24 protein-coding genes are annotated in these 25,499 nt (G+C 65.9%); 8 read left to right on the top strand and 16 right to left on the bottom strand.

Features of this window, described 5'->3' with window-relative positions; all coding sequences use genetic code 11:
- Positions 1-9: 9 nt before the first annotated feature.
- The 4 genes from mnmG to ACOHWE_RS06395 all read right to left on the bottom strand — a co-directional run bounded on the left by mnmG (position 10) and on the right by ACOHWE_RS06395 (position 5,123).
- Entirely contained in the window at positions 10-1,893 is a 1,884-nt protein-coding gene (mnmG, locus tag ACOHWE_RS06410; RefSeq protein WP_420665907.1) for a tRNA uridine-5-carboxymethylaminomethyl(34) synthesis enzyme MnmG, read from the bottom strand.
- Positions 1,894-1,906: 13 nt separating this feature from the next.
- The gene (gene mnmE / locus ACOHWE_RS06405; protein ID WP_420665064.1) at positions 1,907-3,193 is read right to left on the bottom strand and encodes a tRNA uridine-5-carboxymethylaminomethyl(34) synthesis GTPase MnmE; all 1,287 of its coding nucleotides are present in this window, start codon (positions 3,191-3,193) and stop codon (positions 1,907-1,909) included.
- Positions 3,194-3,223: 30 nt separating this feature from the next.
- Complete coding sequence (gene rho, locus ACOHWE_RS06400) at positions 3,224-4,495, bottom strand: transcription termination factor Rho (protein WP_420665063.1); 1,272 nt, start codon at positions 4,493-4,495, stop codon at positions 3,224-3,226.
- A 172-nt stretch (positions 4,496-4,667) separates the two neighbouring features.
- On the bottom strand, positions 4,668-5,123 hold the full coding sequence (locus tag ACOHWE_RS06395; RefSeq protein WP_420665061.1) for a CopD family protein: 456 nt from the start codon (positions 5,121-5,123) through the stop codon (positions 4,668-4,670).
- Between the two features lie 407 nt (positions 5,124-5,530).
- Here ACOHWE_RS06395 and ACOHWE_RS06390 point away from each other — a divergent pair, with 407 nt between their 5' ends.
- From ACOHWE_RS06390 to dnaQ, 4 genes are read left to right on the top strand one after another with little or no spacing between them, the layout of a single operon-like run.
- The gene (locus tag ACOHWE_RS06390) at positions 5,531-6,130 is read left to right on the top strand and encodes a Maf family protein (RefSeq protein WP_420665060.1); all 600 of its coding nucleotides are present in this window, start codon (positions 5,531-5,533) and stop codon (positions 6,128-6,130) included.
- Positions 6,127-6,960, top strand: coding sequence for a shikimate dehydrogenase (locus tag ACOHWE_RS06385; protein ID WP_420665058.1), 834 nt, complete (start codon positions 6,127-6,129; stop codon positions 6,958-6,960). Before ACOHWE_RS06390 ends, ACOHWE_RS06385 begins: the two co-directional genes overlap by 4 nt.
- Positions 6,957-7,547: a dephospho-CoA kinase gene (gene coaE / locus ACOHWE_RS06380; protein ID WP_420665056.1), complete on the top strand. Its 591-nt coding sequence runs from the start codon at positions 6,957-6,959 to the stop codon at positions 7,545-7,547. The genes ACOHWE_RS06385 and coaE overlap by 4 nt, the downstream gene beginning before the upstream one ends.
- Complete coding sequence (dnaQ, locus tag ACOHWE_RS06375) at positions 7,540-8,271, top strand: DNA polymerase III subunit epsilon (RefSeq protein ID WP_420665055.1); 732 nt, start codon at positions 7,540-7,542, stop codon at positions 8,269-8,271. Before coaE ends, dnaQ begins: the two co-directional genes overlap by 8 nt.
- 80 nt (positions 8,272-8,351) lie before the next feature.
- Here dnaQ and secB read toward each other — a convergent pair whose 3' ends face one another.
- Complete coding sequence (gene secB / locus ACOHWE_RS06370) at positions 8,352-8,849, bottom strand: protein-export chaperone SecB (protein WP_420665054.1); 498 nt, start codon at positions 8,847-8,849, stop codon at positions 8,352-8,354.
- A 55-nt stretch (positions 8,850-8,904) separates the two neighbouring features.
- A complete protein-coding gene (locus ACOHWE_RS06365) occupies positions 8,905-9,396 on the bottom strand; it encodes an FxsA family protein (RefSeq protein ID WP_420665053.1) in 492 nt (163 codons plus the stop codon).
- A 116-nt stretch (positions 9,397-9,512) separates the two neighbouring features.
- Here ACOHWE_RS06365 and ACOHWE_RS06360 point away from each other — a divergent pair, with 116 nt between their 5' ends.
- Genes ACOHWE_RS06360 through ACOHWE_RS06350 form a run of 3 tightly spaced genes read left to right on the top strand, consistent with a single transcriptional unit; the run spans position 9,513 to position 11,805 of the window.
- A complete protein-coding gene (locus ACOHWE_RS06360; protein WP_420665052.1) occupies positions 9,513-10,169 on the top strand; it encodes a Tim44/TimA family putative adaptor protein in 657 nt (218 codons plus the stop codon).
- A complete protein-coding gene (gene mltA, locus ACOHWE_RS06355) occupies positions 10,166-11,218 on the top strand; it encodes a murein transglycosylase A (protein WP_420665051.1) in 1,053 nt (350 codons plus the stop codon). Before ACOHWE_RS06360 ends, mltA begins: the two co-directional genes overlap by 4 nt.
- Complete coding sequence (locus ACOHWE_RS06350; RefSeq protein WP_420665049.1) at positions 11,218-11,805, top strand: Smr/MutS family protein; 588 nt, start codon at positions 11,218-11,220, stop codon at positions 11,803-11,805. Before mltA ends, ACOHWE_RS06350 begins: the two co-directional genes overlap by 1 nt.
- A 7-nt stretch (positions 11,806-11,812) precedes the next feature.
- Here the strand turns inward: ACOHWE_RS06350 and ACOHWE_RS06345 are convergent, their stop codons facing one another.
- From ACOHWE_RS06345 to hslV, 4 genes are all read right to left on the bottom strand, one after another.
- Positions 11,813-12,910, bottom strand: coding sequence for an alpha/beta hydrolase (locus ACOHWE_RS06345; RefSeq protein WP_420665047.1), 1,098 nt, complete (start codon positions 12,908-12,910; stop codon positions 11,813-11,815).
- Positions 12,911-12,997: 87 nt separating this feature from the next.
- Complete coding sequence (gene hslU / locus ACOHWE_RS06340; RefSeq protein ID WP_420665046.1) at positions 12,998-14,308, bottom strand: ATP-dependent protease ATPase subunit HslU; 1,311 nt, start codon at positions 14,306-14,308, stop codon at positions 12,998-13,000.
- 13 nt (positions 14,309-14,321) lie between these two features.
- Complete coding sequence (locus ACOHWE_RS06335) at positions 14,322-15,392, bottom strand: hypothetical protein (protein WP_420665044.1); 1,071 nt, start codon at positions 15,390-15,392, stop codon at positions 14,322-14,324.
- A 1-nt stretch (position 15,393) separates the two neighbouring features.
- Complete coding sequence (gene hslV, locus ACOHWE_RS06330; RefSeq protein ID WP_420665042.1) at positions 15,394-15,966, bottom strand: ATP-dependent protease subunit HslV; 573 nt, start codon at positions 15,964-15,966, stop codon at positions 15,394-15,396.
- 280 nt (positions 15,967-16,246) lie between these two features.
- Between hslV and ACOHWE_RS06325 the strand changes: the two genes are divergently transcribed.
- On the top strand, positions 16,247-16,438 hold the full coding sequence (locus ACOHWE_RS06325) for a DUF1127 domain-containing protein (RefSeq protein ID WP_420665041.1): 192 nt from the start codon (positions 16,247-16,249) through the stop codon (positions 16,436-16,438).
- 222 nt (positions 16,439-16,660) lie between these two features.
- On the opposite strand, the gene trxA is transcribed toward ACOHWE_RS06325, so the two are convergent.
- From trxA to tsaE, 6 genes are all read right to left on the bottom strand, one after another.
- On the bottom strand, positions 16,661-16,981 hold the full coding sequence (trxA, locus tag ACOHWE_RS06320; RefSeq protein ID WP_420665039.1) for a thioredoxin: 321 nt from the start codon (positions 16,979-16,981) through the stop codon (positions 16,661-16,663).
- 62 nt (positions 16,982-17,043) lie between these two features.
- Complete coding sequence (gene addA / locus ACOHWE_RS06315; RefSeq protein ID WP_420665038.1) at positions 17,044-20,400, bottom strand: double-strand break repair helicase AddA; 3,357 nt, start codon at positions 20,398-20,400, stop codon at positions 17,044-17,046.
- Positions 20,397-23,330 carry a double-strand break repair protein AddB gene (addB, locus tag ACOHWE_RS06310; protein ID WP_420665036.1) on the bottom strand — a complete coding sequence of 978 codons (2,934 nt, stop codon included), beginning with the start codon at positions 23,328-23,330 and terminating at the stop codon, positions 20,397-20,399. Before addB ends, addA begins: the two co-directional genes overlap by 4 nt.
- A complete protein-coding gene (locus ACOHWE_RS06305) occupies positions 23,320-24,012 on the bottom strand; it encodes a nucleotidyltransferase family protein (protein WP_420665035.1) in 693 nt (230 codons plus the stop codon). The genes addB and ACOHWE_RS06305 overlap by 11 nt, the downstream gene beginning before the upstream one ends.
- Complete coding sequence (locus ACOHWE_RS06300) at positions 24,012-25,010, bottom strand: aminoglycoside phosphotransferase family protein (RefSeq protein WP_420665033.1); 999 nt, start codon at positions 25,008-25,010, stop codon at positions 24,012-24,014. Before ACOHWE_RS06300 ends, ACOHWE_RS06305 begins: the two co-directional genes overlap by 1 nt.
- The gene (gene tsaE / locus ACOHWE_RS06295; protein ID WP_420665031.1) at positions 25,007-25,483 is read right to left on the bottom strand and encodes a tRNA (adenosine(37)-N6)-threonylcarbamoyltransferase complex ATPase subunit type 1 TsaE; all 477 of its coding nucleotides are present in this window, start codon (positions 25,481-25,483) and stop codon (positions 25,007-25,009) included. The genes ACOHWE_RS06300 and tsaE overlap by 4 nt, the downstream gene beginning before the upstream one ends.
- Positions 25,484-25,499: the final 16 nt, after the last annotated feature.

Genomic DNA, 25,499 nt, shown 5'->3' with positions numbered 1-25,499 from the left:
CCCGCGCCATCAGCCCGCTTTATCCTGCAAGTCCGCTTGGCTGGCGTTCCGGCGCAGTCGCGCCAGGAGCAATGCCAGAGCTGCCGGGGTCATCCCGTCAATCCGCGCCGCCTTGGCCAGAGTTTCCGGTCGCGCCGCCCCCAGTTTCTGCCGAAGTTCCTTGGAGAGACCATCAATACTGGCATAGTCGAAGCCGGGCGGAATAGCATAGCCTTCGTCTTTTTTCATCGCGGAAATTTCCCGTTCCTGTCTCGCGATGTAATTGGCGTAGAGCGCGTCGCGCTCAAGCTGGCGGCGGATCTCTTCGTCCACGCCGCCAAGCTCGGGCATCAGAGGCAGAATATCTTCAAAGCCTACATCCGGAAACGCAAGAACATCCTGGCCGCTGCGCCGGTTGCCATCTTGGTTTACACGGATACCAGCGGCGGCAACTGCCTTGGGAGTAAAGTGGGAGGACTGCAGCACGGCCCGCGCGCTCTCAAGCCGCTCCATCTTGTCGAGGAACACAGATTTCCGCTCTTCGCTTGCGCAACCCAGGTCCAGGGCTAGCGGCGTCAGGCGCTGATCCGCGTTGTCGGCGCGCAGCGACAGGCGGAACTCGGCGCGCGACGTAAACATGCGATAGGGCTCGGCCACGCCATTTGTGGTCAGATCATCAATCATCACCCCGATATAGCTGGAAGACCGGCTAAAGATCACCGGCTCCTGCCCCAGACTGCGCCGGGCGGCGTTCAGACCGGCTACCAGACCCTGCGCCGCGGCTTCCTCATAACCGGTGGTTCCGTTGATTTGGCCGGCGAGATAGAGCCCGGGAACGTCTCTCAAAGAGAGGTCCAGCCCAAGCGCCCGCGGGTCAACGTAGTCATACTCAATGGCATAACCCGGCTGCAGGATCTCTGCGTTTTCCAGGCCGGCAATGGAGCGCACGTAGGCTTCCTGGACGTCCTCCGGCAGGCTGGTGGAGATACCGTTGGGATAGACCGTATGATTGTCCGCGCCCTCCGGTTCCAGAAAGATCTGATGCGAAGTTTTGTCCGCGAAGCGAACGATCTTGTCCTCGATCGATGGACAGTAGCGCGGGCCGACTCCATCAATATGGCCGCCATACATCGCCGATCGGGTCAGGTTCTCCTGAATGATCTCATGGGTGCGCGGGTTGGTATGGGTGATGCCGCAAGCAACCTGCCGGGCAGAAACAGATTTGGTCAGGAAAGAGAAAAACACCGGATCGTTATCGCCAGGCTGGGCGTCGAGGATGTCCCAGTTAATGGTCCGCCCGTCCAGCCGGGGAGGCGTGCCGGTCTTCAGCCGCCCCAGAGGCAATGCGAAACTGTCAAGCCTTTCCGCCAGTTTAACCGAGGGCTGGTCCCCCATCCGTCCGCCGGGCCGCGAGACATCGCCAATGTGGATGACGCCGCGCAGGAAGGTGCCGGAAGTGAGGATCACGCTTCGGGCCGGCAGCGCGCTGCCGTCCGCCAGACGCACCCCGGAAACGGTGTCTCCGTCCATCAGGAAATCGGTGACTTCCCCTTCGAGGATGTCCAGGTCAGCCTGCTTGTCAGTGGCCTTCAGCATTTCCGCGCGGTAGATCTTGCGGTCGGATTGGGCCCGGGGCCCCTGCACTGCCGGCCCTTTGCGCCGGTTGAGCAGGCGGAATTGGATACCGGCCAGATCCGCCACACGGCCCATCACGCCGTCAAGCGCGTCGATCTCGCGCACGAGATGGCCTTTTCCCAGGCCACCAATGGCGGGGTTGCAGGACATCACGCCAATGTCTTGCCGGCGCAGGGTCACCAGCGCGGTGCGGGCTCCCATGCGCGCTGCGGCATGCGCCGCTTCGGTGCCGGCGTGGCCGCCGCCAACCACAATCACGTCATATGATGAATGTTTCACGTGAAACACTCCCCTATTTCCCAAGGCAGAAACTCGAAAAGATCTCGTCCAGAAGATTTTCGACGCCGATCCGCCCAACCAGCATTTCCAAGGCGCGAATCGCCGAGCGCAGTTCCGCGGCCGCTATGTCATAAAACTCCGGCCCGCGCTGCAGAATATCTTGCGCCGCGCGCAGGTTTTCAAGGGCAGCATTCATTGCCGTGCGATGGCGTTCGTGCGTGGCGATGCCGGCGTGGGCCGAGCGCTCCTTCAGGACGGAGGCGATATGGGCAACGAGCTGATCGACCCCCTGCCCCGACCGGCCGGAGATCGCCCCGTCGCTGTCATCGCGCAGGTCTGCCTTCGGCTTCAGCCGGATGTCGCCTGCGCGCATGCCAACGTCGAGCAGTTCGTCCTCTTCGGCGAGGAACACGCGCAGGTCGGCGGCTTCGGCCCGTTCCCGGGCGCGCGCGATGCCGATGCCTTCGACATGATCATCCGTATCACGCAGTCCGGCGGTATCCAGCAGTGTCACCGCCAGGCCGGCAAGATCCATCCGCACCTCGATGATGTCGCGGGTGGTGCCCGCGTATTCCGAGATGATCGCGGCGTCGCGGCCGGCCAGCGCATTCAGCAGCGTCGACTTTCCAACATTCGGTGCGCCGACAATAGCGACCTCGAAACCCGATCGGATGCGTTCGGCGATTCCCACGCCGACCGTCTCGCGCTCCAGGCCGGCTTGCACATTGGCGAGCAGCGCCAAGACCTCCGGTGTCACATCCACCGGCACCTCTTCATCGGCAAAATCGATGGTGACCTCGATCAGCGAGGCGGCGCGGATCAGGTCGCGGCGCCAGTCCTCGGCCAGCTTGCCGAGCCCGCCGGCGAGCACGGTCTGCGCCTGCTTGCGCTGCGCCTCGGTTTCGGCGTCGATGAGATCGGCCAGCGCCTCCACCTGGGTGAGGTCGAGATTGCCGTTTTCCAGGGCGCGCCGGGTAAATTCCCCGGGCTCGGCCATGCGCAGCCCGTCGATCGCGCCGAGTTCCCGCAGAACGGCCGCGACCACGGCGGTGCTGCCGTGGGTCTGGAATTCGACCACGTCTTCGCCGGTGAAGCTTTTCGGGGCGGTAAAGCTGAGCACCAGCGCCTCATCCAGCCGCTCGCCGGCGCCGTCGCGCAACAGGCGCAGCGCACTGCCCCGCGCCGGCAAATCGCGGCCGCAGAGGATCTTGCCGGCAAAGTGCGCACGCGGGCCGGAGACGCGGATCACCGCGACCCCGGCCTTTCCTTGGGCGGAGGCCAGCGCAAAGATCGTGTCCATGGGGTGGCCCTTCTTCCTTGCCGGCCCGGGTCAGGTATTCATCGAGTCGAAGAATTCGGAGTTCGACTTGGTCTGCTTCAGCTTGGAGAGCAGGAACTCGATGGCGTCGGTGGTGCCCATCGGGTTGAGGATCCGGCGCAGAACAAATGTTTTGGCGAGATCGCCCTTCTCCACCAAGAGATCCTCTTTCCGGGTCCCGGACTTGAGAATATCGATGGCCGGGAACACGCGCTTGTCGGCGATCTTGCGGTCGAGCACGATCTCCGAGTTACCGGTGCCCTTGAACTCTTCGAAGATGACCTCGTCCATCCGGCTGCCGGTGTCGATCAGTGCGGTGGCGATGATGGTAAGCGAGCCGCCTTCCTCGATGTTCCGGGCGGCACCAAAGAAGCGTTTCGGGCGCTGCAGGGCGTTGGCGTCAACACCGCCGGTCAGAACCTTGCCGGAGGACGGCACGACGGTGTTGAACGCCCTACCAAGTCTTGTGATAGAGTCGAGAAGAATCACAACATCTCGTTTATGTTCGACCAGGCGCTTTGCCTTTTCGATGACCATCTCCGACACCGCCACGTGGCGCGTCGCCGGCTCGTCGAAGGTGGAGGAGACAACCTCACCCTTCACCGAACGCTGCATGTCGGTCACCTCTTCCGGGCGTTCGTCGATCAGCAGCACGATCAGGTAGCACTCAGGGTGGTTCTTCTCGATCGAGTGCGCAATATTCTGCAGGATCACCGTTTTGCCTGTCCGCGGCGGCGCCACGATCAGCGAGCGCTGGCCCTTGCCGATAGGTGCCACCAGGTCGATCACGCGGGCGGAGCGGTCCTTGATGGTGGGATCCTCGATCTCCATCTTCAGGCGCTCGTCCGGGTAGAGCGGGGTCAGGTTGTCGAAGGCGATTTTGTGGCGCGCCTTCTCCGGCTCCTCGAAGTTGATCATGGTGACGTTGGTCAGCGCAAAATAGCGCTCGTTGTCCAGGGGCGCCTTGATCTGGCCCTCGACGGTGTCGCCGGTGCGCAGGGAATACTGACGGATCATGTCGGGTGAGACATAGATGTCATCCGGGCCAGGCAGGTAGTTTGCCTCGGGTGAGCGCAGGAAGCCGAAGCCGTCCTGCAGCACTTCCAGCACGCCGTCGCCGCCGATCTCCCAGCCTTCATCCGCGCGTTCGCGCAGGATCTGGAACATCATTTCGCCCTTGCGCATGGTCGAGGCGTTTTCGATCTCCAGCTCTTCGGCCATGGCGAGCAGCGACTTGGGGCTTTTCGCTTTCAGATCGGACAGATTCAGGGATTGGACGGTCATATATATACAGCCTCTGATCCCCCGCTTGCCCGGGGGCGGTCATGTGACAGGTGTGGAAGATTCGAGGCCCGGACGGGCTCGTTGAGAACGATACATAGGGACTCGCTGAGGGTGAGTCAAACGCCGGCACGGGCGGTTCCGCCCGCCCTGCCCCTGTTTCAGCGCTTCTGCGTCAGAATTTGAAGATCACCGAGACGACAATGATGACCATCAGCACCGTCGGCACTTCGTTCATCAGCCGGTAGCGCCGGCCGGAGAGCTGATTCCGCCCCGCCTCGAAATCGCGGTGCCGCATCAGGAGCCAATGGTGATACCAAGTCATCGCAATCACCGCTGCGCCCTTGGTCCACGGCCAGATGTAACTCCAGTCCACCATTCCCGGCGTCAGCACGATGAACAGCCCTGCTGCCCAGGAGACATACATCGCAGGCCGCATGATCACACGCAGCAGCTTCTCCTGCATCTCAAGGAATATCGGCTTAGCGTCCTGCACCTTCTCAGCCTGCTCCACGTGATACACGAACAGACGGGGGAGATAGAACAAACCCGCCATCCAGCTCAGCACCGCCATGATGTGCAGAGATTTGGCGTAGGGGTAGAGCGGGATCATCAGCTCGCCGAGGTCCATGGGCTTTCCTTGGGCCGGATCAGTCCCCCTAATTAAAAAAGAAATATTAGAAGGATGATGTTTTTGTAGGGTGTACCGAGTCCGGTGGATAAGTGACTCTTCCCCCCGCTTATCCTCACTGTGAATAAATTTCCAGCGCTTGCAGGCGCTTGCCGGGAAAAACCGCAGCGCACCATAAAAACAAGGGATTTCAGACGGGTTCCTGCCGGCAGTGGCCTGGGGATAAATCCGGGATGAAATGGGGGTAGTGCAGATATCCACGGATTTGCAGTTATCCTCATCCACGCTGGGCGACTCATCGGGCTGAATCCCGGCGCACCCGTCAAGCCCTGTGGTCTTTACTTGCGCCCCCAAAACCATACAAAACGTCCTGCAAAGATCAGCTTCTTTCCCACGGGGTTTTCCACATGGCTGCCCACATCGTTCTGGCCTCCGGTTCCGAAATCCGGGCGCATCTGCTGCGTCAGGCAGGCGTGAATTTCACCGTCGACGTGCCACGCCTGGACGAGGCGGCGGTCAAGGCGGCGCTGCTGGCCGAGGGTGCGCCGCCGCGTGACGTAGCGGACGCGCTGGCGGAGGCGAAGGCCCGCAAGATCAGCGCGAAACACCCAGGGGTGCTGGTGCTTGGCTGTGACCAGGTGCTCGATTTCGAAGGCGCGCTGCTGTCGAAGCCTGAAAGCCCCGCAGAGGCGCTCGCGCAGCTGAAGGCGATGCGCGGCAAGCGGCACATGCTGCTGTCTGCTGCGGTGTTCTACCGCGACGCAGAGCCCGTCTGGCGCCATGTCGGCCAGGTGCGCCTGTCGATGCGCAATGCCTCGGACACCTACCTGGAGGATTACGTGGCGCGCAACTGGGACAGCATCCGACAAGCAGTGGGAAGCTACAAACTCGAGGAGGAAGGCGTGCGCCTGTTCACCCAGGTTGACGGCAGCTATTTTAACGTTTTGGGTTTACCGTTGATCGAGCTTCTTAGTTACCTCGGGTTGCAGGGTGTTATTGCGCAATGACAGTTGAGATTATTCCGCTGGCCGGTGTGATCGGCTGCCCGGTTGCCCATTCCAAGTCGCCGCAGCTGCACCGTCACTGGCTCACTACGCTGGGCATTCCCGGCCATTACGTGCCGATGCACGTGGAGCCCGGCGACCTGGAAGCAGTGATCCGGATGATGCCAAGAATGGGCTTTGCCGGTGCCAACGTGACGATACCGCACAAGGAGGCGGTGATGCAGGTGGCCGACAAGGTGACCGACCGGGCGCGCCTGATCGGGGCGGCCAATACGCTGATCTTCCGCGGCGACGGCTCGGTGCTCGCCGACAACACAGATGGCTATGGCTTCATCACCAATCTGCACCAGGGCGCACCGGACTGGGATCCGCAGGCGGGGCCCGCAGTTGTGCTCGGGGCCGGCGGCGCCTGCCGGGCGGTTGTGGCCTCGCTCCTGGAGGCCGGGGTTCCGGAGATCCTGCTCACAAACCGGACGCGCGAACGCGCCGACCGGCTGCGCAGCGAATTTGGTGCCCGCATCCGGGTGGTCGAATGGGTGCAGGCCGGCAATGTGATCGAGGAAGGCGCGCTGATCGTGAACACCACCTCGCTGGGCATGACCGGCAAGCCGCGGCTGCGGGTGCCGCTCGACGGTCTTCGGCCGGATGCGGTGGTGACAGACCTCATTTATGCGCCGCTGAAAACCCATCTGCTGGAGGTGGCGGGGGAAACCGGCTGCACCGTAGTCGACGGCCTCGGGATGCTGCTGCATCAGGCGGTGCCGGGGTTTGAGCGCTGGTTCGGCCAGCGCCCGGTGGTGGACGCCGCCACCCGCGAGGCGATCCTGGCATGAGTTTCAGCCTTGGCCTCACCGGTTCCATCGGCATGGGCAAGAGCACAACCGCCCGCCTGTTTGCGGACCGCGGCTGCGCGGTCTGGGATGCCGACGCCGCGGTTCACCGGCTCTACGGGCCCGGAGGCGCCGCTGTGGCGCCCATGGCCGCGGCTTTCCCCGAGGCAGTAATTGAAGGCACCGTCGACCGCAGCGCGCTAAAGCGCATCATTGCCGCGGACCCGGCGGCGCTCTCCCGGATCGAGGCCATCGTGCACCCGCTGGTCGCTGCTGACCGCGCCGCCTTCCGGGCATCTGGCAGCGGCATCCTCGTGTTCGATATCCCCCTGCTTTTTGAAACCGGCGGCGAGGCGGAGATGGACGCGGTTGCCTGCGTCACCGTGGACCCCGCCACGCAGGAGGAGCGGGTTCTCGCGCGCGGTACGATGACGGTTGAGCAATTCCGGCAGATCCTGCAGAAACAGATGCCGATCGAGGAGAAGCTGGCGCGCGCCGATTATGTGATCGAAACCGCCACGCCGGAACAGGCGGCCGAGGCCGTCGACCGCATCCTCGCCGATATCAGGAGCAGGACCGCTAATGCGTGAAATCGTACTCGACACCGAAACCACCGGCTTTGATCCCGAATCCGGCGACCGGATCGTGGAAATCGGCGCGGTGGAGCTGCTCAACCACATGCCCACCGGGGAGACGTTCCACGTCTATATCAACCCCGAGCGCTCGATGCCGGCGGAAGCCTTTGGCGTGCACGGCATCGGCCCCGACCTGCTGGAGCCGCCGCAGCAGCCCGCGCCGGGCCAGGTGACGCTGCGCGACAAGCCGGTGTTTGCCAAGGTGGGGCAGCAGTTCCTCGATTTCGTGCGCGATTCCCGCATGGTGATCCATAACGCCAGCTTCGACATGAAGTTCCTCAACGCCGAACTGCGCTGGATGGGCCTGCCGCAGCTGCCAATGGAGCAGGCGCTCGACACTCTGGCGATGGCACGCAAGCGCTTTCCCGGCTCGCCGGCGACGCTGGATGCGCTCTGCCGCCGCTTCGGCATCGACAACTCGAACCGGACGCTGCACGGCGCGCTGCTCGACTCCGAGATCCTCGCCGATGTCTACCTGGAGCTGATCGGCGGCCGCCAGCCGGACTTCGGGCTGAGCAGTGGCGGCTCAGGCGGCACTTCCGAGGTCCAGGACGCCTGGCGCCCCGCCCCCCGTCCCGTCCCGTTGCCGCCGCGGCTGACCGCCGCTGAACAAGCCGCCCATGAGGCCTTTGTTGCCAAACTGGGCGAAGACGCGCTCTGGAACAGCGCTAGCGGCTGAGCCGGGCCGGCACGGCATGCACAAAAAATAACGCCGCTGAGGGGTTCAGCGGCGTTCTGCGTTACAAACTTCGGGCAGTCTTATTGCTCCGGCGTCTCCGGTGCGGTGGCTGCAGCCGCCTGCTGGCGCCGGGTCAGCTCGTTGCGGTAGAGCGCCACGAAGTCGATGTTGTCGAGGTTCAGCGGCGGGAAGCCGCCGTCGCGGGTCACATCCGACACGATGCGGCGCAGGAACGGGAAGGTCATGCGCGGGCATTCGATCAGCAGATAGGGGTGCAGCTGATCCTCCGGCACGCCGGTGATGCTGAACACGCCGACATATTCCAGTTCGAACAGGAACAGCACGTTGCCGCCGTCCTTGTTCTTGGATTCGATGGTCAGCTTGGTTATGACCTCGTACTGGTTCTCCGCCGAGCGCTTCTTGGCGTCGAGGTTGACCTGCACGCTGACGTCCGGCTGGACCTCGCCGCCGGCGCCTTTCTGCGACATCACGTTCTCGAAAGACATGTCGCGGATGAACTGGGCCAGAATGTTCATCTGCACTTGCGGCTGCTGCTGGGCTTCGCCGTTCTCTGCCATCGTGGTACTCCTGAAGAATTGTTTTGCAAGTGCTTAGCAGCTTGCCCGTATCAGCTCAACGGGGGCCGTCAACCCAGCCCGATGGCCCTTCGCTGCGGCGGCCGGGGGTGACGTCCTCGTAATCGCCGTCGATGACATCGCCACGCCCGCCAGGCTGGCGCGGCGGCTGCTTCGGCTGCGGCCCCATACGGAACTGGGTGACGCTGACCCGGCTGCGGAGGTAGTTGAAGACTGCGCGCCGCACCGGCGGCGTCAGCAGCGCAAAACCAACCGCATCGGTGAAGAACCCCGGCGTCAGCAGCAGCGCACCCGCAAACAGGATCATCGCGCCGTTGGCCAGCGGCTCGGCCGGGTCGGCGAGCCGCTCAAAGGAGGATTTCAGCTGCCCTATCGCCATCCGGCCTTGCGTCTTCACCAGCCAGGTGCCCAGCACCGCCGTCAGCACCACGACAGCCAGGGTCGGCCACAGGCCGATCAGGCCGCCGACCTGGATGAACAGGGCGATTTCGATAATGGGGACCAGCAGAAAGGCCAGGAAGAGATACATCGCAGGGTTTCCTCAGAACATACGCCGGAGCGGTAGACTTGGCTCCGCCCGTCACCTACATAAGGCGGGAAGGCTTTGGTTTCAAACAAGGCCCCAATACCTAGCATGAGGTACGCATGGAGTCGCCCGTGATACAGCTTTTGGTTCTGGCCGGTATCGCCGTGTTCCTGATCCTGCGCTTGAAAAGCGTTCTGGGAACACGCGAAGGGTTCGAAAAGCCGCCACTGCCGAAAGCGGAAACCCGGAGCCGCCGCCCGGATCTGGAAGTGATTGAGGGCGGTCCGGACCGTGACATCACCGACTACGTGCCCGAAGACAGCCCGCAGGCGCTGGCGCTGACCCAGATGAAGCGGGCCGAGCCTTCCTTCCAGGTGCAGGAATTCGTCCAGGGCGCCCGCGCCGCCTACGAGATGATCATCATGGGCTTCGAGCGTGGCGATCTGGACAGCATTCAGCCGCTATTGGCCGAGGATGTTTTTGAGAGCTTCGTCGATGCCGTCGCGGAGCGCGAGGATAAGGGCTACAAGATCGAGGCCGAGTTCATCGGCGTGCGGGAAACCACCCTGGCCGATGCGCATTTCGACGAGCAGACCCAGCGGGCCGAGATCACCATGCGTTTCGTGGGCGAGCTGACCTCGGTCGTGCGCGACCGCGGCGGCGACATCGTCGAAGGCGATCCCAAGTCGGTGAAGCGCCAGAAGGACACCTGGGTCTTTGCCCGCAACATGGGCAGCGACGACCCCAACTGGCAGCTGGTCGCAACGGACGCATGATTGCCGCGCTCCGGAGGGCACTGGCGGGGGCAGCGCTTGCAGGCACTGTCGTGACCGCTTCCGGAGCACAGGGCGAGCCCGTGCTGACACTGCTCGACTACTCGCAGCTGGAAGGCTGGCAGGAGGACGCCCACGCCGACGCGCTGGCGGTGTTTCTGGAGACTTGCCGGGACCTCCAGGACCCGGATTGGACCGCGCTTTGCCGCGCCGCCTCGGAGCAGCCGCCGGAGGGCGCCCGCGCTTTCTTCGAGCTGTTCTTCCGCCCGGTATTGATCGAGGACGGCAGCGCTGCCCTGTTCACCGGCTATTTCGAACCTGAGCTGGATGGCTCCCGCGTGCGGACAGAGCGCTTCCGTTACCCGGTCTACCGAATGCCGCCCGAGGCGCGGCAGGCGGAGATGTGGCTGCCACGGCAGGAGATCCTGACCTCGGATGTGATGCGGGGCCGCGGGCTGGAGATCGCCTGGGTCGATGACCCGGTGGAGCTGTTTTTTCTGCAAATACAAGGTTCTGGCCGAATTCGCCTGCCAGATGGCACGATGCTGCGGGTGGGCTATGGCGGCGCTAACGGCCACCCTTACCGCTCGATCGGCCAGGAGCTGGTGCGGCGCGGCATCTACAAGGCGCACCAGGTGAGCGCACAGGTGATCAAGGCCTGGGTGCAGCGCAATCCCGCTGCGGGCCGCGAGCTCCTGCTCCATAACCCCTCCTATGTGTTCTTCCGCGAGCTGCGGCGCCTGGCGGCCTCCCGCGGGCCCCTGGGGGCAATGAACCGCTCGGTGACCCCGATGCGCACGATTGCCGCCGACCCCGCCTACACGCCGCTTGGTGCGCCTGTATGGGTGGAAAAGGACGGCGTTCTGCCGCTGCGCCGGCTGATGGTGGCGCAGGATACAGGCTCTGCCATAAAGGGCGCGCAGCGAGCCGATATCTTTGTTGGCACCGGTGATGGCGCGGGCGAGATCGCGGGCCGGATGAAAGATCCGGGCCGGATGGTGGTGCTGCTGCCCATTCAGCGGGCCTACGCGATGCTCCCGGAAGACCTGTGATGACACGGCGCAAATTAACAGAGGAGGAAATCGGCCTCTGGAAGAAAGTCGTCGAGCATACTGAGAAGCTGCATCCGGGCGCTTGTTCCACGCCCCCTGCCCGGCCCAAACCGAAACCGAAGCCGGTGAAACACCCGGAGCCGCGGCTGGCGCCTTTCGAATTGGGCAGCCGGGCCAAGCCTGCGCCGGCACCCCACGACCTGAAGCCGTCGATCGCACGCGTGCTGGGGAATGCGCCGCTCAACATGGATGAAAAGGCCTTCCGCCGGATGAAGCGCGGCAAGCTTCGGCCGGAGGCCAAGCTGGATTTGCACGGCATGCGCATTGACAGCGCGCATCCGGCGCTGATCCGCTTCATCCTGTCGGCGCAGGCCTCGGGCAAGCGGCTGGTGCTGGTGGTGACCGGCAAGGGCAAGGACCGCGACGAGCCGGGACCGATGCCGGTGCCGCGCGGTGTCCTGCGCCATCAGGTGCCGCAATGGCTGGCGATGCCGCCGCTGGCGCAGGCGGTGCTGCAGGTGGCGCCCGCGCATGTCAGCCACGGCGGCGGCGGCGCCTACTACGTGTACCTGCGGCGGGCGCGCTGAACCCCGGTCACTGCGATCCGGAGAGGGATAGCTGCACGGCCCGGCCGCGCCGCTCGGCGCGGGCCGGCAGAAGCTGCGCGGCCCCGGCCTCCCGGCCAAAGGCTTGCGCGGTTGCGCGGGCTGCGCTCAGCAGCGCGATCAATGCGGGCGATGTGGCAGCGACGAAATGGCCGGACTCTGCGGAGTCCGCATAGGCAGTTGTGTCGATGACCTCGACCGGCAGATGGGCGATCCTGTCCAGCGAGCCAAGGTTGCCGAGCCGCTCGCCGCTGCGCCGCCCGCGCAGCCCCTGGGAGAGGGTCAGAACCTTGTCGCTGCGAGAGACAAAAATCAGGAAGGGCTGCGGCACTGTCCGGAACTGCGCGATCTGCGACTTGAAGACATCGATATCGAGGTCCGGGGACATCAGGATCACCCCGCCCAGGTTCTCTGCAGCCCAGCCCGGCGACTTGATTTCGATCTGCCGCAGCGCCTCCATCGTCAGCTGTGCCCCGAGCGAGTGCGCCACCAGCACGGTACGGCGGAAGCCCGCCGCCCGGATCTGCAGCAAAAGCTGCTCCAGCCCGTCTCGGGCAAACAGAACGCTGTCGGCGTCATAGGCGTAACCAAGGGGGCTGCCCTGGCTCGGCCAGGAGTAGATCACCGTTGCGCCCGGCAGGCCAATGTCCTGTGCCAGCTGTGCGGCCCGGAAGGCGGTCTTGGGCAGAGTTGCGTTGAAACCATGCACGAACACGGTCGCGTCGTGGCCGCCGCCGGTGCGGCGAGCCTCCGCGCGCAGGCGGCGGGTGAAGCTCTCAGCATCCGGAAACCGCCGGCGCTCCGCGATGGCAAACTGGGTCCGGGGATCCGGCGTGCCGTCGGCCGGGATAAGCGAGCCGGGGCGGCGCAGCGGCGGAATGGAGACCGTGAGCTCCAAGTGGCTGAGCCTGCGCGACCGGCCGGGACCAAAGGTACGGTCTGGCCGTTCCGCGCGGGTGGTGGCGGCAAAGACGGTCCTGGGTGTGCCAACCTCCAGCGCGTCCGGCACGGTGGGCGCAGCCGGCAGGGCGGTGCAGCCGGCCAGCAGCACCAAACCCAAAGATAGCGCCGCGCGCAGCCGCCACATTCCGCCCCGCCCTCCAAAGACGTGGCGGCAGGCTATTACACCTGCCGCCAAAGTCCAGCGTCCTGCTCTTGGCAGCAGACTGAGCGCTTAGAGCACGTAACGGCTCACATCGGCTGAGCGGCTGAGCTCTCCGAGGTTTTTCGACACGAAAGCCGCATCAACGGTGATGCTCTCGCCAGGACGGTCCGGCGCGGTGAAGGACAGCTCCTCGAACACCCTCTCCATCACGGTATAGAGCCGCCGCGCGCCGATGTTCTCCACCGACTGGTTCACCTCCGCAGCGATCTTCGCGAGCGCGGCGATACCGTCTTCGGTGAAGCTCACCTCGACCTCTTCGGTGCCCATCAGCGCGGTGTATTGGCGGGTCAGCGCGTTGTCTGTCTCGGTCAGGATGCGCACGAAGTCTTCCTCGCTCAGCGCCCTGAGGTTCACCCGGATCGGCAAGCGGCCCTGCAGTTCCGGCAGCAGGTCGGAGGGTTTGGCGATATGGAAAGCGCCGGAGGCGATGAAGAGGATGTGGTCGGTCTTCACCGGCCCGTGCTTGGTGGAAACGGTGGTGCCCTCGATCAGCGGCAGCAGATCGCGCTGCACGCCTTCGCGGCTGACATCGCCGCCGCGGGCTTCCTGGCGGGCGCAGACCTTGTCGATCTCGTCGAGGAAGACGATGCCGTTCTGCTCCACCGATTCCAGCGCAGCCTTGGTCACGGTCTCGTCATCCAGAAGCTTGTCGGCTTCCTCCCCGATCAGCACCTCGTAGCTTTCGGCCACGGTCATCCGCTTGCGGGTGGTGCGACCGCCCATGGCCTTGCCGAATAGATCGCCGAGGTTCAGCATGCCCATGTTGGCGCCGGGCTGGCCGGGAATGTCGAACATGCCGCCCATCGGGTTGGAGGTGTCGGCCACGTCCAGCTCGATCATGGTGTCGTCGAGCTCGCCCGCCTTCAGCTTCTTGCGGAACATCTCGCGGGTGGCCTCGCGCGCGTCGCTGCCGGCGATGGCCTCGACCACCCGGTCCTCGGCCGCCTTGTGGGCCTTGGCCTTCACCTCTTCGCGCATGTAGGCGCGGGTTTCGAGGATCGCGGTGTCCAGCAGATCGCGGATGATCTGCTCCACGTCGCGGCCGACATAGCCGACCTCGGTGAACTTGGTGGCCTCGACCTTGATGAAGGGCGCGCGGGCGAGCTTGGCCAGGCGGCGCGAGATCTCGGTCTTGCCGACGCCGGTGGGGCCGATCATCAGGATGTTCTTGGGGTAGACCTCGTCACGCAGGTCGTCGGGCAGCTGCTTGCGCCGCCAGCGGCTGCGCAGGGCGACGGCAACGGCGCGCTTGGCCTCTTTCTGGCCGATGATGAAGCGGTCCAGCTCGGACACGATTTCGCGGGGAGTAAGGTCGGTCATGGGTGTATCCGTTTCAATGTGCGGGCGGCAGCCGGTCAAGCGGCAGGAGCCCTGACAGGGGCGCGAGAAGGACGGCGCGGATGCGGGACCAGAAGGCCCCGAGCGCGACCAGCACCACGCCGAGGAGAAGGATGGTGGCCGCAGCGCCCTCGCCGTCGAAGACGGTGCCGGCGAGGGTGACGCTGTAGCCGATGGCGGCAATCAGGAAGGAGCGGCGGTCGATCACGATGGCGACCAGTGCAAAGCCCAGAAGGATCGCCACCAGGAGCATGTGGGCAGTCTGGGTGCCGCTTTCCAGCAGGCTCAGCGCGATGGTGTTCACCAGCGCCGGTGCGGCCACCAAGTGCAGCCAGAACGCCTGCGCCGAGCGGCGGGTGACCCGGTGCGGGTCGCTGAGGTCAAAGGCCATGGCGGCGGCAAAGACGCCAAGTCCCACCAGCAAGGTGATCCAGGCAAAGGGGCCGCTGGCAGACAGCAGGAAAAAATCGCCAAGGTTTGCGGGCGTGCCCGCCTGCACCGCGCCGGCCAGCAGCGCCAGCACGAAGACACCCAGCGCAATCAGCGCCATCGCGAAGGGCACCCGGAAGCGGGCCCAGAAGACGGCGATCGCGGCAGTGCTCAGCGCGCAGGGCAGGAGCAGGCTGGAATAGTCGTTCTGCGCCACCATGAAGGGCTGGGCAAACTGCGCCATCAGCCCCGACCCCGCGTTCACCGCCCAGAGCGCCGAGAGCGCAATCGCCGGCGCCACCATACGGCGCCGGCGGATGAAGTATTCCGACAAACCCCAGAGCGCGAGCGCCGCCAGCACGGCCGAAGCCACTGTTTTGCCCTGGAAGCCGCCCAGCCCGCCCGACAATACCGCGGTGGTAGCCGCGGCCCAGCCGGAGGCAAGGATCATCAGGCCGATGACAATGAAGATCTCGTTGAAGCCCTTGAACAGCTCGAACGGCTCATCGCCCGGCGCGAGGTTCTCCCGCGCGCCGCGGCGGCTCTGCGCGAGCGCCAGCAGCGAGGCTGCCTGCGCCTCGCTCAGGAGACCGGAACCAACCGCAGCGCGCAGGTCGTTCTGATCGATCTCCGTCACCTCAGACTCCCGCGCCGCCGGCGGTGATGGTTTCCACGGTCAGGTTGCCGTTGGTGTAGACGCAGATGTCGGCGGCAATCGCCATGGCGCCGCGGGCGACCTCCTCGGCAGACTTGCCGCTGTCCATCATCGCGCGGGCGGCGGCCAGCGCGTAATTGCCGCCCGAGCCGATCGCGGCCACATCATGCTCGGGCTCCAGAACGTCGCCGGCGCCGGTGATCACGAACATGTCCTTGCCGTCGCTGACGATCAGCATGGCCTCCAGCTTCTGCAGGTACTTGTCGGTGCGCCAGTCCTTGGCCAGTTCGACACTGGCACGGGCGAGCTGGCCGGGGGTGGCTTCCAGCTTGGCTTCCAGCCGCTCCAACAGCGTAAAGGCGTCGGCGGTGGAGCCGGCAAAGCCTGCTACCACGTCGAAGCCTCCGGGCGACAGCCGGCGCACCTTGCGGGCGGTGCCCTTGATCACGGTCTGCCCCAGCGACACCTGGCCGTCGCCGGCGATGACGACGGCTCCGTTCTTCTTGACACCGATGATGGTGGTGCCGTGCCAGCCGGGGAATTGATCGTCTGCCATAAATGCCTCCAATTGGGTTGCCCCCTATATGGAACCATCCCCCTGCCGGCACAAGGGAGCGGCGGAGTGCTGTCCGGGGCAGGCGGCAGAGGGGCGGCGCCAGGCCTTGTGCCGGGCCTCTGACAGGGCGGCTGTGGCGGAGCTGCAAGGGTGTGTTGCAGCTATGCAGCAGGTGCAAATCGGGGCTGCTCAACGGACAATTGTGAGTCGCGGGTGGCCTCTCTAAATCAGGCTCACAACCGGCACGGGGCCGGCTGCTTCTCATCAAGGACATGCGCAAATGACGACCGCAAACCTCCATGCGCCGCTCGGGGCAGTCACCGTTCTCCGCGTGGTCGATTCGATTCTGGACGTGAAGAACAGCGTTGTAACCTGGTACCTGTCGCGCCAGACCCGCAAGGAACTGTCAAAGCTGACCGACAGCCAGCTGCACGACATTGGCCTGACCCGCCTGGACATCGCCAAATTCTGAGCTGATGCCTGATCTGCCTTCGGGCAGCCAGACCTCCCAAAGCCGCCCACGGGGCGGCTTTTGATATTTTGACCCCCGCACCCGGCTGTTCCCGTCCCGGCCCCCTGCAGATTGAGGATAGGGCTCTAAGGCTGGCCTGACTGCAGATTGCGGGCGCTGTCTGGCGGCAGCAAAAAAGGCCGCCCTGAAGGGCAGCCTTTCGCTAATCCGGGTCAGCGCGGATCAGATCGATTCGTCGATCCAGCTCTGCAGCGCGGCTTTCGGGGCAGCGCCGGCACGGTTGGAAACCACCTGGCCATCCTTGAAGATAAACAGCGCCGGGATGCCGCGCACGCCCATGGCAGCGGCGGAGTTCGGGTTGCTGTCGACATCAACCTTGGCAATCTTGATCTTGCCATCATATTCCTTGGCCAGCTCCTCCAGAGCCGGGCCGATCTGCTTGCAGGGCCCGCACCACTCGGCCCAGAAATCCACCACGACGGGGATATCGGAGTTTTTGACTTCGGCGTCGAAGGTGGCGTCGGTGACGGCTACGGTGGACATATGCATGTCTCCATGAGTGTGTGGCAACTGGAGTCGGAACCTAGGTACGGGTTTTCAGATCGTCAAGGTTCCAACCGCCGCTTCAGAGCCGCTGACACGAGATCGTGCGGCAGCGGCATAAGCATCGCGGTGCGGGTCCAAAGAATTGCGGTCTCCACCTGCCGGCCGGGGTAGATTTGCGACAGTGCATGGGCATAAGCACCCATCTGCCGCAGCAGGCCTTCGGGGCAAGCTTCCGGACTGTGCGGCACCGTGGCGTTAGACTTGAAATCCACCGCCAGAACTTTCTCCGGTGTAAGGATCAGGCGGTCGATGATGCCGTGAATCCGCTCCCCCTCCAGATCGGCGGTGAAGGGCACCTCGGCCAGGGTCCCGGCATCAAAAACATGGATGCAATCGGGGTTGCGCAGCGCTGCCGCGGCCTCGGCCAGCAGCGCGCCGCCGTCTTCTGCCTCCGGCAGCAAGGACTTGGCCAGCGCGGGCCAATCTGCCTCTGGCTTGCCGGGCAGGTGTTCCAGCAGCAGGTGCAGCCTCGTGCCGCGGGATTTGGCGGATTCTTCCTCCATCCCGGCTTCGCCGGGCAGCGCTTTGGCGCCCCCCAGGTCAGAGGGGCTGAGCGCAGCGATGGGCGCAACATAAGGCCGCGCGGGCTGGCGGAACAGCGCGGGCAGCACCGGCTTTTCGGGCTCGGCGACGGGATGATGCACCAGCGGCAACGCGTCCCAGCCGCCATGCTGCAGGCGCAGACCGGCGCCGCCGGGCATCTTGCATTCCGCGGCGCCGCCATCCTGCAAGGCGCGCTCGACCATCTGGTACCAGCTGCTGCCATCCGGGCTCAGCTCACCCGCCGCGGCGACGATCAGCCATTTCTCGGCCCGGGTCAGCGCCACGTAGAGCAGCCGCAGCCGCTCGTTCTGGAGCTTCTCCTGCGCCGCTTCCCGTGCGGCGAGCATGGCGTCGGGCATCTGGTCCTTGGGCACCTTCCACAGCGGCACCTCACCCGCGGTCATGATCTCCGGGTCGGTGGGCGGGCGGCGCTTGGCGGTGTCGGGCAGGATCACGATCGGCGCTTCCAGACCCTTGGAGCCATGCACCGACATCACCCGGATCATGTTGCCGGCGCTGCCCATCTGGCGCTTGATCTCCAGATCGTCGGTCTGCATCCAGACCAGGAAGCCGGTGAGGCTGGGCACGTCCGAGCGCTCGTAGGCGAGCGCCTGCGACAGGAGAGCGTTGATCCCGTCCTCCGCTTCAGGCCCCAAGCGGCCAAGCAGCTTCTGCCGGCCCTGGTGGCGGGTCAGGATGCGCTCGATCAGATCGTAGGGCCGCAGGAAATCGGCGTTGGCGCGCAGATCGTCGAGGATTTCGAGCGTCTCCGGGAACTCCGCCGCACGCTCGCGCAGGGTGGACCACAAGTAGGGGCCGTCGCGCCGGTGGGCGAGGTCGAATAGCATCTGCTCGCTCCAGCCGAAGATGGGCGATTTCAGCGCCTCGGCCAGCGACAGCGAGTCCTCCGGCAGCGCCAGGAAACGCAGGAGCGCGGCAATGTCCTTCACCGCGAGTTCCGCTCCGACCTTCAGCCGGTCGGCGCCGGCGATGGGCAGCTCGGCCTTCTTACAGGCGCGGATGATCTCGGAAAACAGCTCCGAGCGGCGCTGCACCAGGATCAGGAAATCGCCGGCCTGCACCGGCCGGCGCTGAAATGTGCCGCGTTCGGGACCGTCTTCGGGGATGGTCACGCCGCTGTCGATCATCTGCTTGATCGCGCCGGCGATGCGTTCGGCCAGGATCACCGTGTGGTGGCGGCGGCCGGGGCGGTCCACCGGGGAGGTCCAGTCAGGCTCTTCCTCGTCCTCGGTCTTCTCCACCACCGGCCAGAGATCGACGCGGCCGGGCAGGTCGGACTTGAAGGCCTGGTGCAGCGCCTCCTTGCGGAAGCCTGCGCGCGGGCTGTCGCGGAACACCAGGTCCACCAGCTTCAGGATCGCGGCCGACGAGCGGAAGGAGAAATCGAGCGAGGCGTTCTGCAGCCCGGGCCCGGTTTCCTCCAGCCGGCGGCCAAATTCGGCCTGCATCCGGTCGAAGGCATCGGGATCGGCGCCCTGGAATGAATAGATCGACTGTTTCTTGTCGCCGACCACGAAGATTGTGCGCTCCACCTCCGAGCGCGCGCCTTCGCCAGCGGTGAACTCCTGCGCGAGCTTCTCGATCACGTCCCATTGCACCGGGCTGGTGTCCTGCGCCTCGTCCACCAGGATGTGGTCGATGCCGCCGTCCAGCCGGTAAAGCACCCAGGCCGCGACGCCCGGATCGTTCAGAAGCTGGCGCGCCTTCAGGATCAGGTCGTCGAAGTCGAGCCAGCCGCGCTGCTGCTTGCGGCGCTCGTATTCCGGCAGAAAGGCGGCGGCAAAGCGGTGCAGGTCGGCGGATTTGCGCGCGGCGGAAAGCGCCAGCCGCTTGGCGCGGGCATCCTCGATCCGCAGCATCAGCGGCTCGAGCTGGTCCATCAGGGACAGGTTGGCCTCGCGCAGTTTCTTGGTCGGGAAGCTGCCGACCTTGGCGCTGAACGGGGCCTTGGCGCCGGCACCGGTGAGGAAGACGTTTTCCAGCACATCGAGATCCGCCAGCGTGGGCCTAGCAATGCCCGCGAGCTTGGCCGCTGCGCGCTGGTCGGTGGTGCCGCCTTCAGCGAGCATGATGCGGGTGCGGGCCAGCAGCTCTTCCTCGCCGCCGAGGAACACCAGCGCCTCCAGCGCCTCCGTGTCGAAACCTGCGGGCAGGCCGAACAGCTCCAGGAGCGCGTCGCGGTCCAGCGGCGGGTCGAAATTGGCGCGGCGCTGGCAGAGCGCGGCGGTGAGCGTCTCGAAATCGCTGTCGCTGACGTGCCGGGCGAGCGCGTCGAGCAGGGGGGCTTCGGACCCTTGCGCGAAATCCTCCATGATCTCCGCCCGCAGAAGCGTGGCGGCGCGGTCGTCCATTTCGGAAAACTGCGGGCTGACGCCGGCTTCCAGCGGGAAGCGGCGCAGGAGCGACGCGCAGAAGGAGTGGATGGTCTGGATCTTCAGGCCGCCCGGGGTTTCGATCGCGCGGGCAAAGAGCGTGCGCGCCTGGGCGAGGCCCTCGGGGGAGATCACGTCTTCCGCGCCCAACTCGGTCAGCGCCGCCACTAGCTTTTCGTCCGCCAGCATTGCCCATTCACCTAAGCGTTTGAACAGCCGGTTCTGCATCTCGCTTGCCGCCGCCTTGGTGTAGGTGAGGCAGAGGATATGCTGCGGCTGCACGCCCCGGAGCAGCAGCCGGGCCACCCTGTCGGTCAGCACCTTGGTCTTGCCGGATCCCGCGTTGGCGGCAAGCCAGGTGGAGGCATCGGGGCGGGCGGCGCGGAACTGCGCCTCGGAGGCGGCGTCGCGAGGGGTCATGTCAGGGTCTCCGGTTCCGCGTCCTTGCTGCGGTCCCATTCGCCGTAGCGGGCGAGGTGGTCGTAATCGCCGGCAAAATCGTCCTTATGCACCATCCGGCGGCTGGTGTAGCCCTGGTCCGGCTCGAAATAGGCACCGATCAGGGTGCGCAGCTCGTCCCAGACCTTGGCCGGCGGGTGCTCCGTCAGCGGCGCGGGCACCTCCTTGAGGCTGCTGCCCAGCCCGATGAACAGCGCGCGCGCCACCTCGGCGGCGCCAATTTCCGTAAAGGCGCCTTCCTCGGCCATCGCGGCCTCGATCAGGAGCTGTTTTTCGAACTTCTGCTGCTGCTTCTCGCTCGGCGGCGCGCCGGTCTTGTAGTCGTAGAGATGCAGGAAGCCGCGGTCGTCCATGTCGATGCGGTCGGCACGGCAGGCAATGGTGAAATCGAGCGGGTCGAGCCGGGCGCTGCCCTTGGCCTCGAACGCAACGGGTTTGGCGCGGGCCTGACGCTCCTGCTCGCCTTGCACGAAATCGCCGGCAATGCGGCGGATGCGGCTGAGCCAGAGGATGCGCGCGACCGGCCAGGGCACGTGTTCTTCCAGGAGGGCGCGGGATTTCTCCACCAGTATCTCCGGGTTCAGCAGGGAAGGGTCCGCCAGCGCGTCCTTGATGAAATGCTCGAAGACCTCATGCACGACGATGCCGCGCAGCAGTGCATCCGGCTCCTGCACCAGCGGGTTGAGCGGATGCAGGCGCAGCACATGTTTAGCGTAGATCGCGTAAGGATCGCGGATCAGCCGCGGGATCTCGGTGATGGTCAGGCGCCGCGGCCGTGCGATTACCGGCGGGCGCGGTGACGGGCGGGGGGCAGGGGGGAGCGGTGCGGGTTCCTCCAACGCGGCGGCCCAGCCCAGCCATTCGTTGCCCCGCGCCTTCATCGCCTGCCACGCATCAAGCCCGCCCTGATCCGGCAGGCCCTTCAGCAGGTTGGTCATCCGGTTCAGCCATCGCGAAGGCACGGTATCAGCCTCCTCCGAGCGGATCGCGCGGGTGAGCCAGACCTCCGGCGCGGCGACCGCCTGCTGGAAGTCATGCGCCGACAGGCCAATGCGGCGTTCCGGCAGCAGCAGCCCCGCCTGGTTGCGCAGCTGGCGGTTCAGCCAGGGATCGGGGCTTGCGGCCTCGGGCCAGCTGCCTTCGTTGAGGCCGCCGAGGATCACCAGATCGGCGCCCTGGACACGGGCCTCCAGCGTGCCCCAGATCATGATCGAGCCATAGGGCGCGTCGCGGTCGCGCACCTCGCCCTGGCTCAGCAGCGCGCCGAGGAGGTCGGCAAAGTCGCGCGCCGCCATCTCGCCGCCGTGCGGGGCCTGGGCCTCCAGCTCCTCGATCAGCGCAAGCGCGCTTTGGCCTGCCTTCTTGTCCCAGAGCGTGCCCGCGCCCGCGGCCTGACTGCCGGCGGCGATGGCTTCGGCCAAGGTGCGCAGCCGGGCGACCCATTCAGTGAGCGGGAGGGCGCCCTCGGTCTTCTGGCCGTCGAAACAGTTGCTCAGCCAATCGGTCCAGCCGGGCGTCAGGTGGCGTTTCTCACTAAAGGCAGCAAAGGCCTCGGCATCGGGGAAGGGCGGGCCGTTGCGGCGCAGGGACAGCTCCAGTTCGCGGGTCTGGCGCAAGTGGTCGCCGCGCCCGGCGCCGTCATGGGTCAGCGGGTGTTTTAAAAGCGTGAGCAGGCTGTCGCAGGTGAGCGGCCGGGTGAACAGCCCCGCCACATGGCGCAGGAACCGTCCCGGCGGTGACAATTGCAGCGGCTGGCCGGCGGAGTCGTCCGGGAGGATGTCCCAGCGGTCGAGCGCCGCCGCCACCTGCCGCGTCAGCATCCGGTCCGGGGTGATCAGCGCCGCGGTCTGCCCGTCCTCTGCCGCCTTGCGCAGACGCAGGGCAATGGCGAGCGCCTCGGCCCGCGGGCCGGGGGCTTCCAGAAGGGTGAGGTTTTGCGTCGCAAGATCCAGCCCGGTGAGCTGCGGGCCTTCGCTCATCCATGCGTCGGTGACGGGCGCTGGGCGCAGCGCGAGGGAGACCAGCCGGTTGCGCTCGGGGGAGGCCGGGGGGGCATCGGTCCAGGTCTGCACGTCCCCGGGGGCAAGCTCCAGGTCCTTCATCAGCCGGTAGAAGCGGTACTGCGGGTGATCTTCCGAGATCAGCGGATCGTCCAGGCCGGACCAGACGCTTGCGGGCTGGTCGAAGTCGAAGCCGGGCAGCACCACGGCGCCCTGCGGCAGGCGGGCGATTGCCTCCATCAGCATCAGGGTGGTTCCGCGCGAGCCGGTGGAGCCTGCGAGTATCACCGGGTGCTGCGGCGGGGTTCGCTCCCAATCTCCGATCAGCGAAAGCACCGCCTGGCGCTGCCGGGCCTGGCTGTCCAGCGCGCCTTCGTGCAGGGCGGTGAACTGGTCGGCGATGCCGATGAAAGCCTGCGCCCGCGCCCAGTGGCCCGACATGTCGAAGATGTCTAGATTGCGGATGTCCTGCGGCGTGACGCCTTCGCTCTGCATCTCGTCGATCAGCCCGGCGAGGCTGTCGGAAAGGTCATAGAGCGAGGCGCGCGCAGCGAGGTCGGGCTGGGCCTCCAGCAGCTTGGCGATGAGCTGCGCAAGCTCCAGCCTGCGCCGCAGCGGCGGCAGGGCGGGCGGCAGGCTGCCGGGGGAGGCGCGTTCGGCAAGATCGGTGAGCAGCGACAGGCGCGGCAGCAGCATGGCAGGGCCTGCGTCGAACAGCCCGCGCACCCGGCGCGCCATGCGGGCGGTATTCACGATCAGCTCGGCCCGCGCCAGCGCCTCGGGCGGCAGGCCCGCACTGCGCGAAATCAGACCCTGCACAAGGCCTTTCGGGAAATCCACGCCGCAGGGCAGGGCAAAGAGGCGCGGCTTGGCTGCGGGCTCAAACATCATCGGCTGCAATCAGCTCCTCGGCGGTCCGGATGCCTTCGGGGTGGCCGACATCGCACCAGTGACCGGGATATTCCAGCCCGAACAGCCGCCCGGCCCCGGCCATGCGGTTCCACAGGAGGTTCAGCGAAAAAGCGCGGTCCGGGATTTCGGCCAAGCCATCGGTCTTCACGATCTGCGCGCCGCCATAGACCAGATCGCCGCCGCGGTGCAGGCGGCCTTCCGGATCGGTACCGAAATCGCCTCCGCCTGTGCGGCCGCGGGTGCGGGCAAGCGGGACGCAAACCAGAAGCGCATCCATCCGCGCCGGGTCCCAGGCCGCGCGGGCCAGCGCCAGCGGGTTCGGGCCCTTCCAGATTGCGTCCGTATTCAGCGTGAAAACCGGACCACCGCCCAGGAGCGGCAGCGCTTCGCGCAGCCCGCCTCCAGTGTCGAGGATCTCCGGTGTTTCGTGGCTCAGCGCTACGCCTTGCGTCTCCAGAAAGGCTTTCAACAGCTCTGGCTTGTAATGCAGGTTTGCCGCCACCCGGCGCGGATCGATGCCTCGAGCCACCTCCAGCGCATGGGCGATCAATGGCCGGCCCGCGACCTCGATCATCGGCTTCGGATGGTCGCGGGTCAGCTCCTTCATCCGCGTGCCGAAGCCGGCCGCAAACAGCATGACGGAGTCGGGCGTGTCCTGCATCATCGCCTCAGCTTGTTCAGGTTTTCCGGTGTGGGTTCGGGTAGTGTCTCCTGCAACAGAGCCGCTGCAGGTGCCAGCGCAGGGTGTTCCAGGCCGCGGATAAGATGCCCCCAGACTCGCGGGATCAGATCGACGTAATGCGGTTTGCCGTAGTCGAGGCCAAGCCGGGCAAAGACACCAAGTATGCGCAGGTTGCGCTGCACGCCCAGCACCTCGTAGGCAGTGCGGAAGCCGGTCTCCTCCGCGCCGGCGGCGGCGAGGTAGCGCTCGATCATCTGTTCTTCCAGGGCCGGCGTCACGTCACGGCGGGCGTCCTGCAGAAGCGAAACCAGATCATAGGCCGCGTGGCCCGCCCGCGCGTCCTGGAAGTCCAGAAGGCCCACCCGGGCAACGCCCTCCCGCTTTGGCAGCCAGAGCAGGTTCTCGGCGTGGTAATCCCGCTGCACCAGCACCGGATCGCCACTCACCGTCCCGCGCAGGATATCCTCGAAGGCGCTTTCGAACCGCGCCTGCAGGTCCGCATCATGCTGTTCGAGGATGCCCGCGCGATACTTTGCCAGCGCCAGGCCCGACAGCTCCGCCATCAGCCGCGGGCCGTAGGGGGCCAGTTCCGGCATCGGGGCGGCGTGCAGAGTCACCAGCGCGTCGGTGGCGGCCTCGTAGAGGGGGCGTTCCAGCGCGGGATCGGCGGCGATCACGCGGGCGTAGAGGTCATCGCCCAGATCCTCCAGCAGCAGGAATCCCTGCGCCTCTTCCGCGGCGAGGATTTCCGGCGCGCTGAGGCCTTGTGCGGCAAGATGCCGGGCGATGCACACGAACGGCCGCACGTCCTCGCCCTTCTCTGGCGGCGCGTCCATCAGCACCACGGTGCGGCCATCCGGGCCGATCAGCCGCTCGTAGCGGCGGTTGGAAGCATCGCCGGCCAAGGGCCCGCGGCGCCAGGCCGAGTAGCCTGCATCGGCAAGGAAGATTTCACATCGGGCGGCGCGGTCGGTCATGCGCAAAGGCGCTCCATCAGGGGCTGCCACTTGGGGTCGCTCCAGGCGAAGCTCAGGTGGCGGCGGTCTTCGTGTTCAGGGTCGGGGCTCAGCGACAGGGTAAGCGCGTGGGCCGGGGTTAGTTCACCCAGCCGGTCTGGCCATTCCACTAGGCAGATCGCCTCGTCGAAGGCCGCTGTCAGGCCCAGCTCCTCCACCTCGTCGAGGCTGCCGAGGCGGTAAAGATCTGCGTGCCAGACCTCGCCCGCAGGCACCTCGTAGGTCTGCACCAGGGTGAAGGTGGGCGAGGGGACGTCCTCCGGCACCGGCATCAGGGTTTGCAGCAGGTGGCGGGCGAAATGGGTTTTGCCCGCGCCGATCGGGCCTTCCAGCAACAGGCAATCGCCGGGGCGCAGGGCCCCGGCGATCTGTCCAGCCAGCTCGGCCGTATGTTCAGGTGAGTTCAGCGTCAAACGCGCGGTGCTCGTGATCATGGCGCTAGAATGCCGC

This window comes from Cribrihabitans neustonicus (genome assembly GCF_048820895.1).
Lineage (GTDB): Bacteria > Pseudomonadota > Alphaproteobacteria > Rhodobacterales > Rhodobacteraceae > Cribrihabitans_A > Cribrihabitans_A neustonicus.
This window is presented reverse-complemented; position numbering and strand designations above follow the sequence as displayed.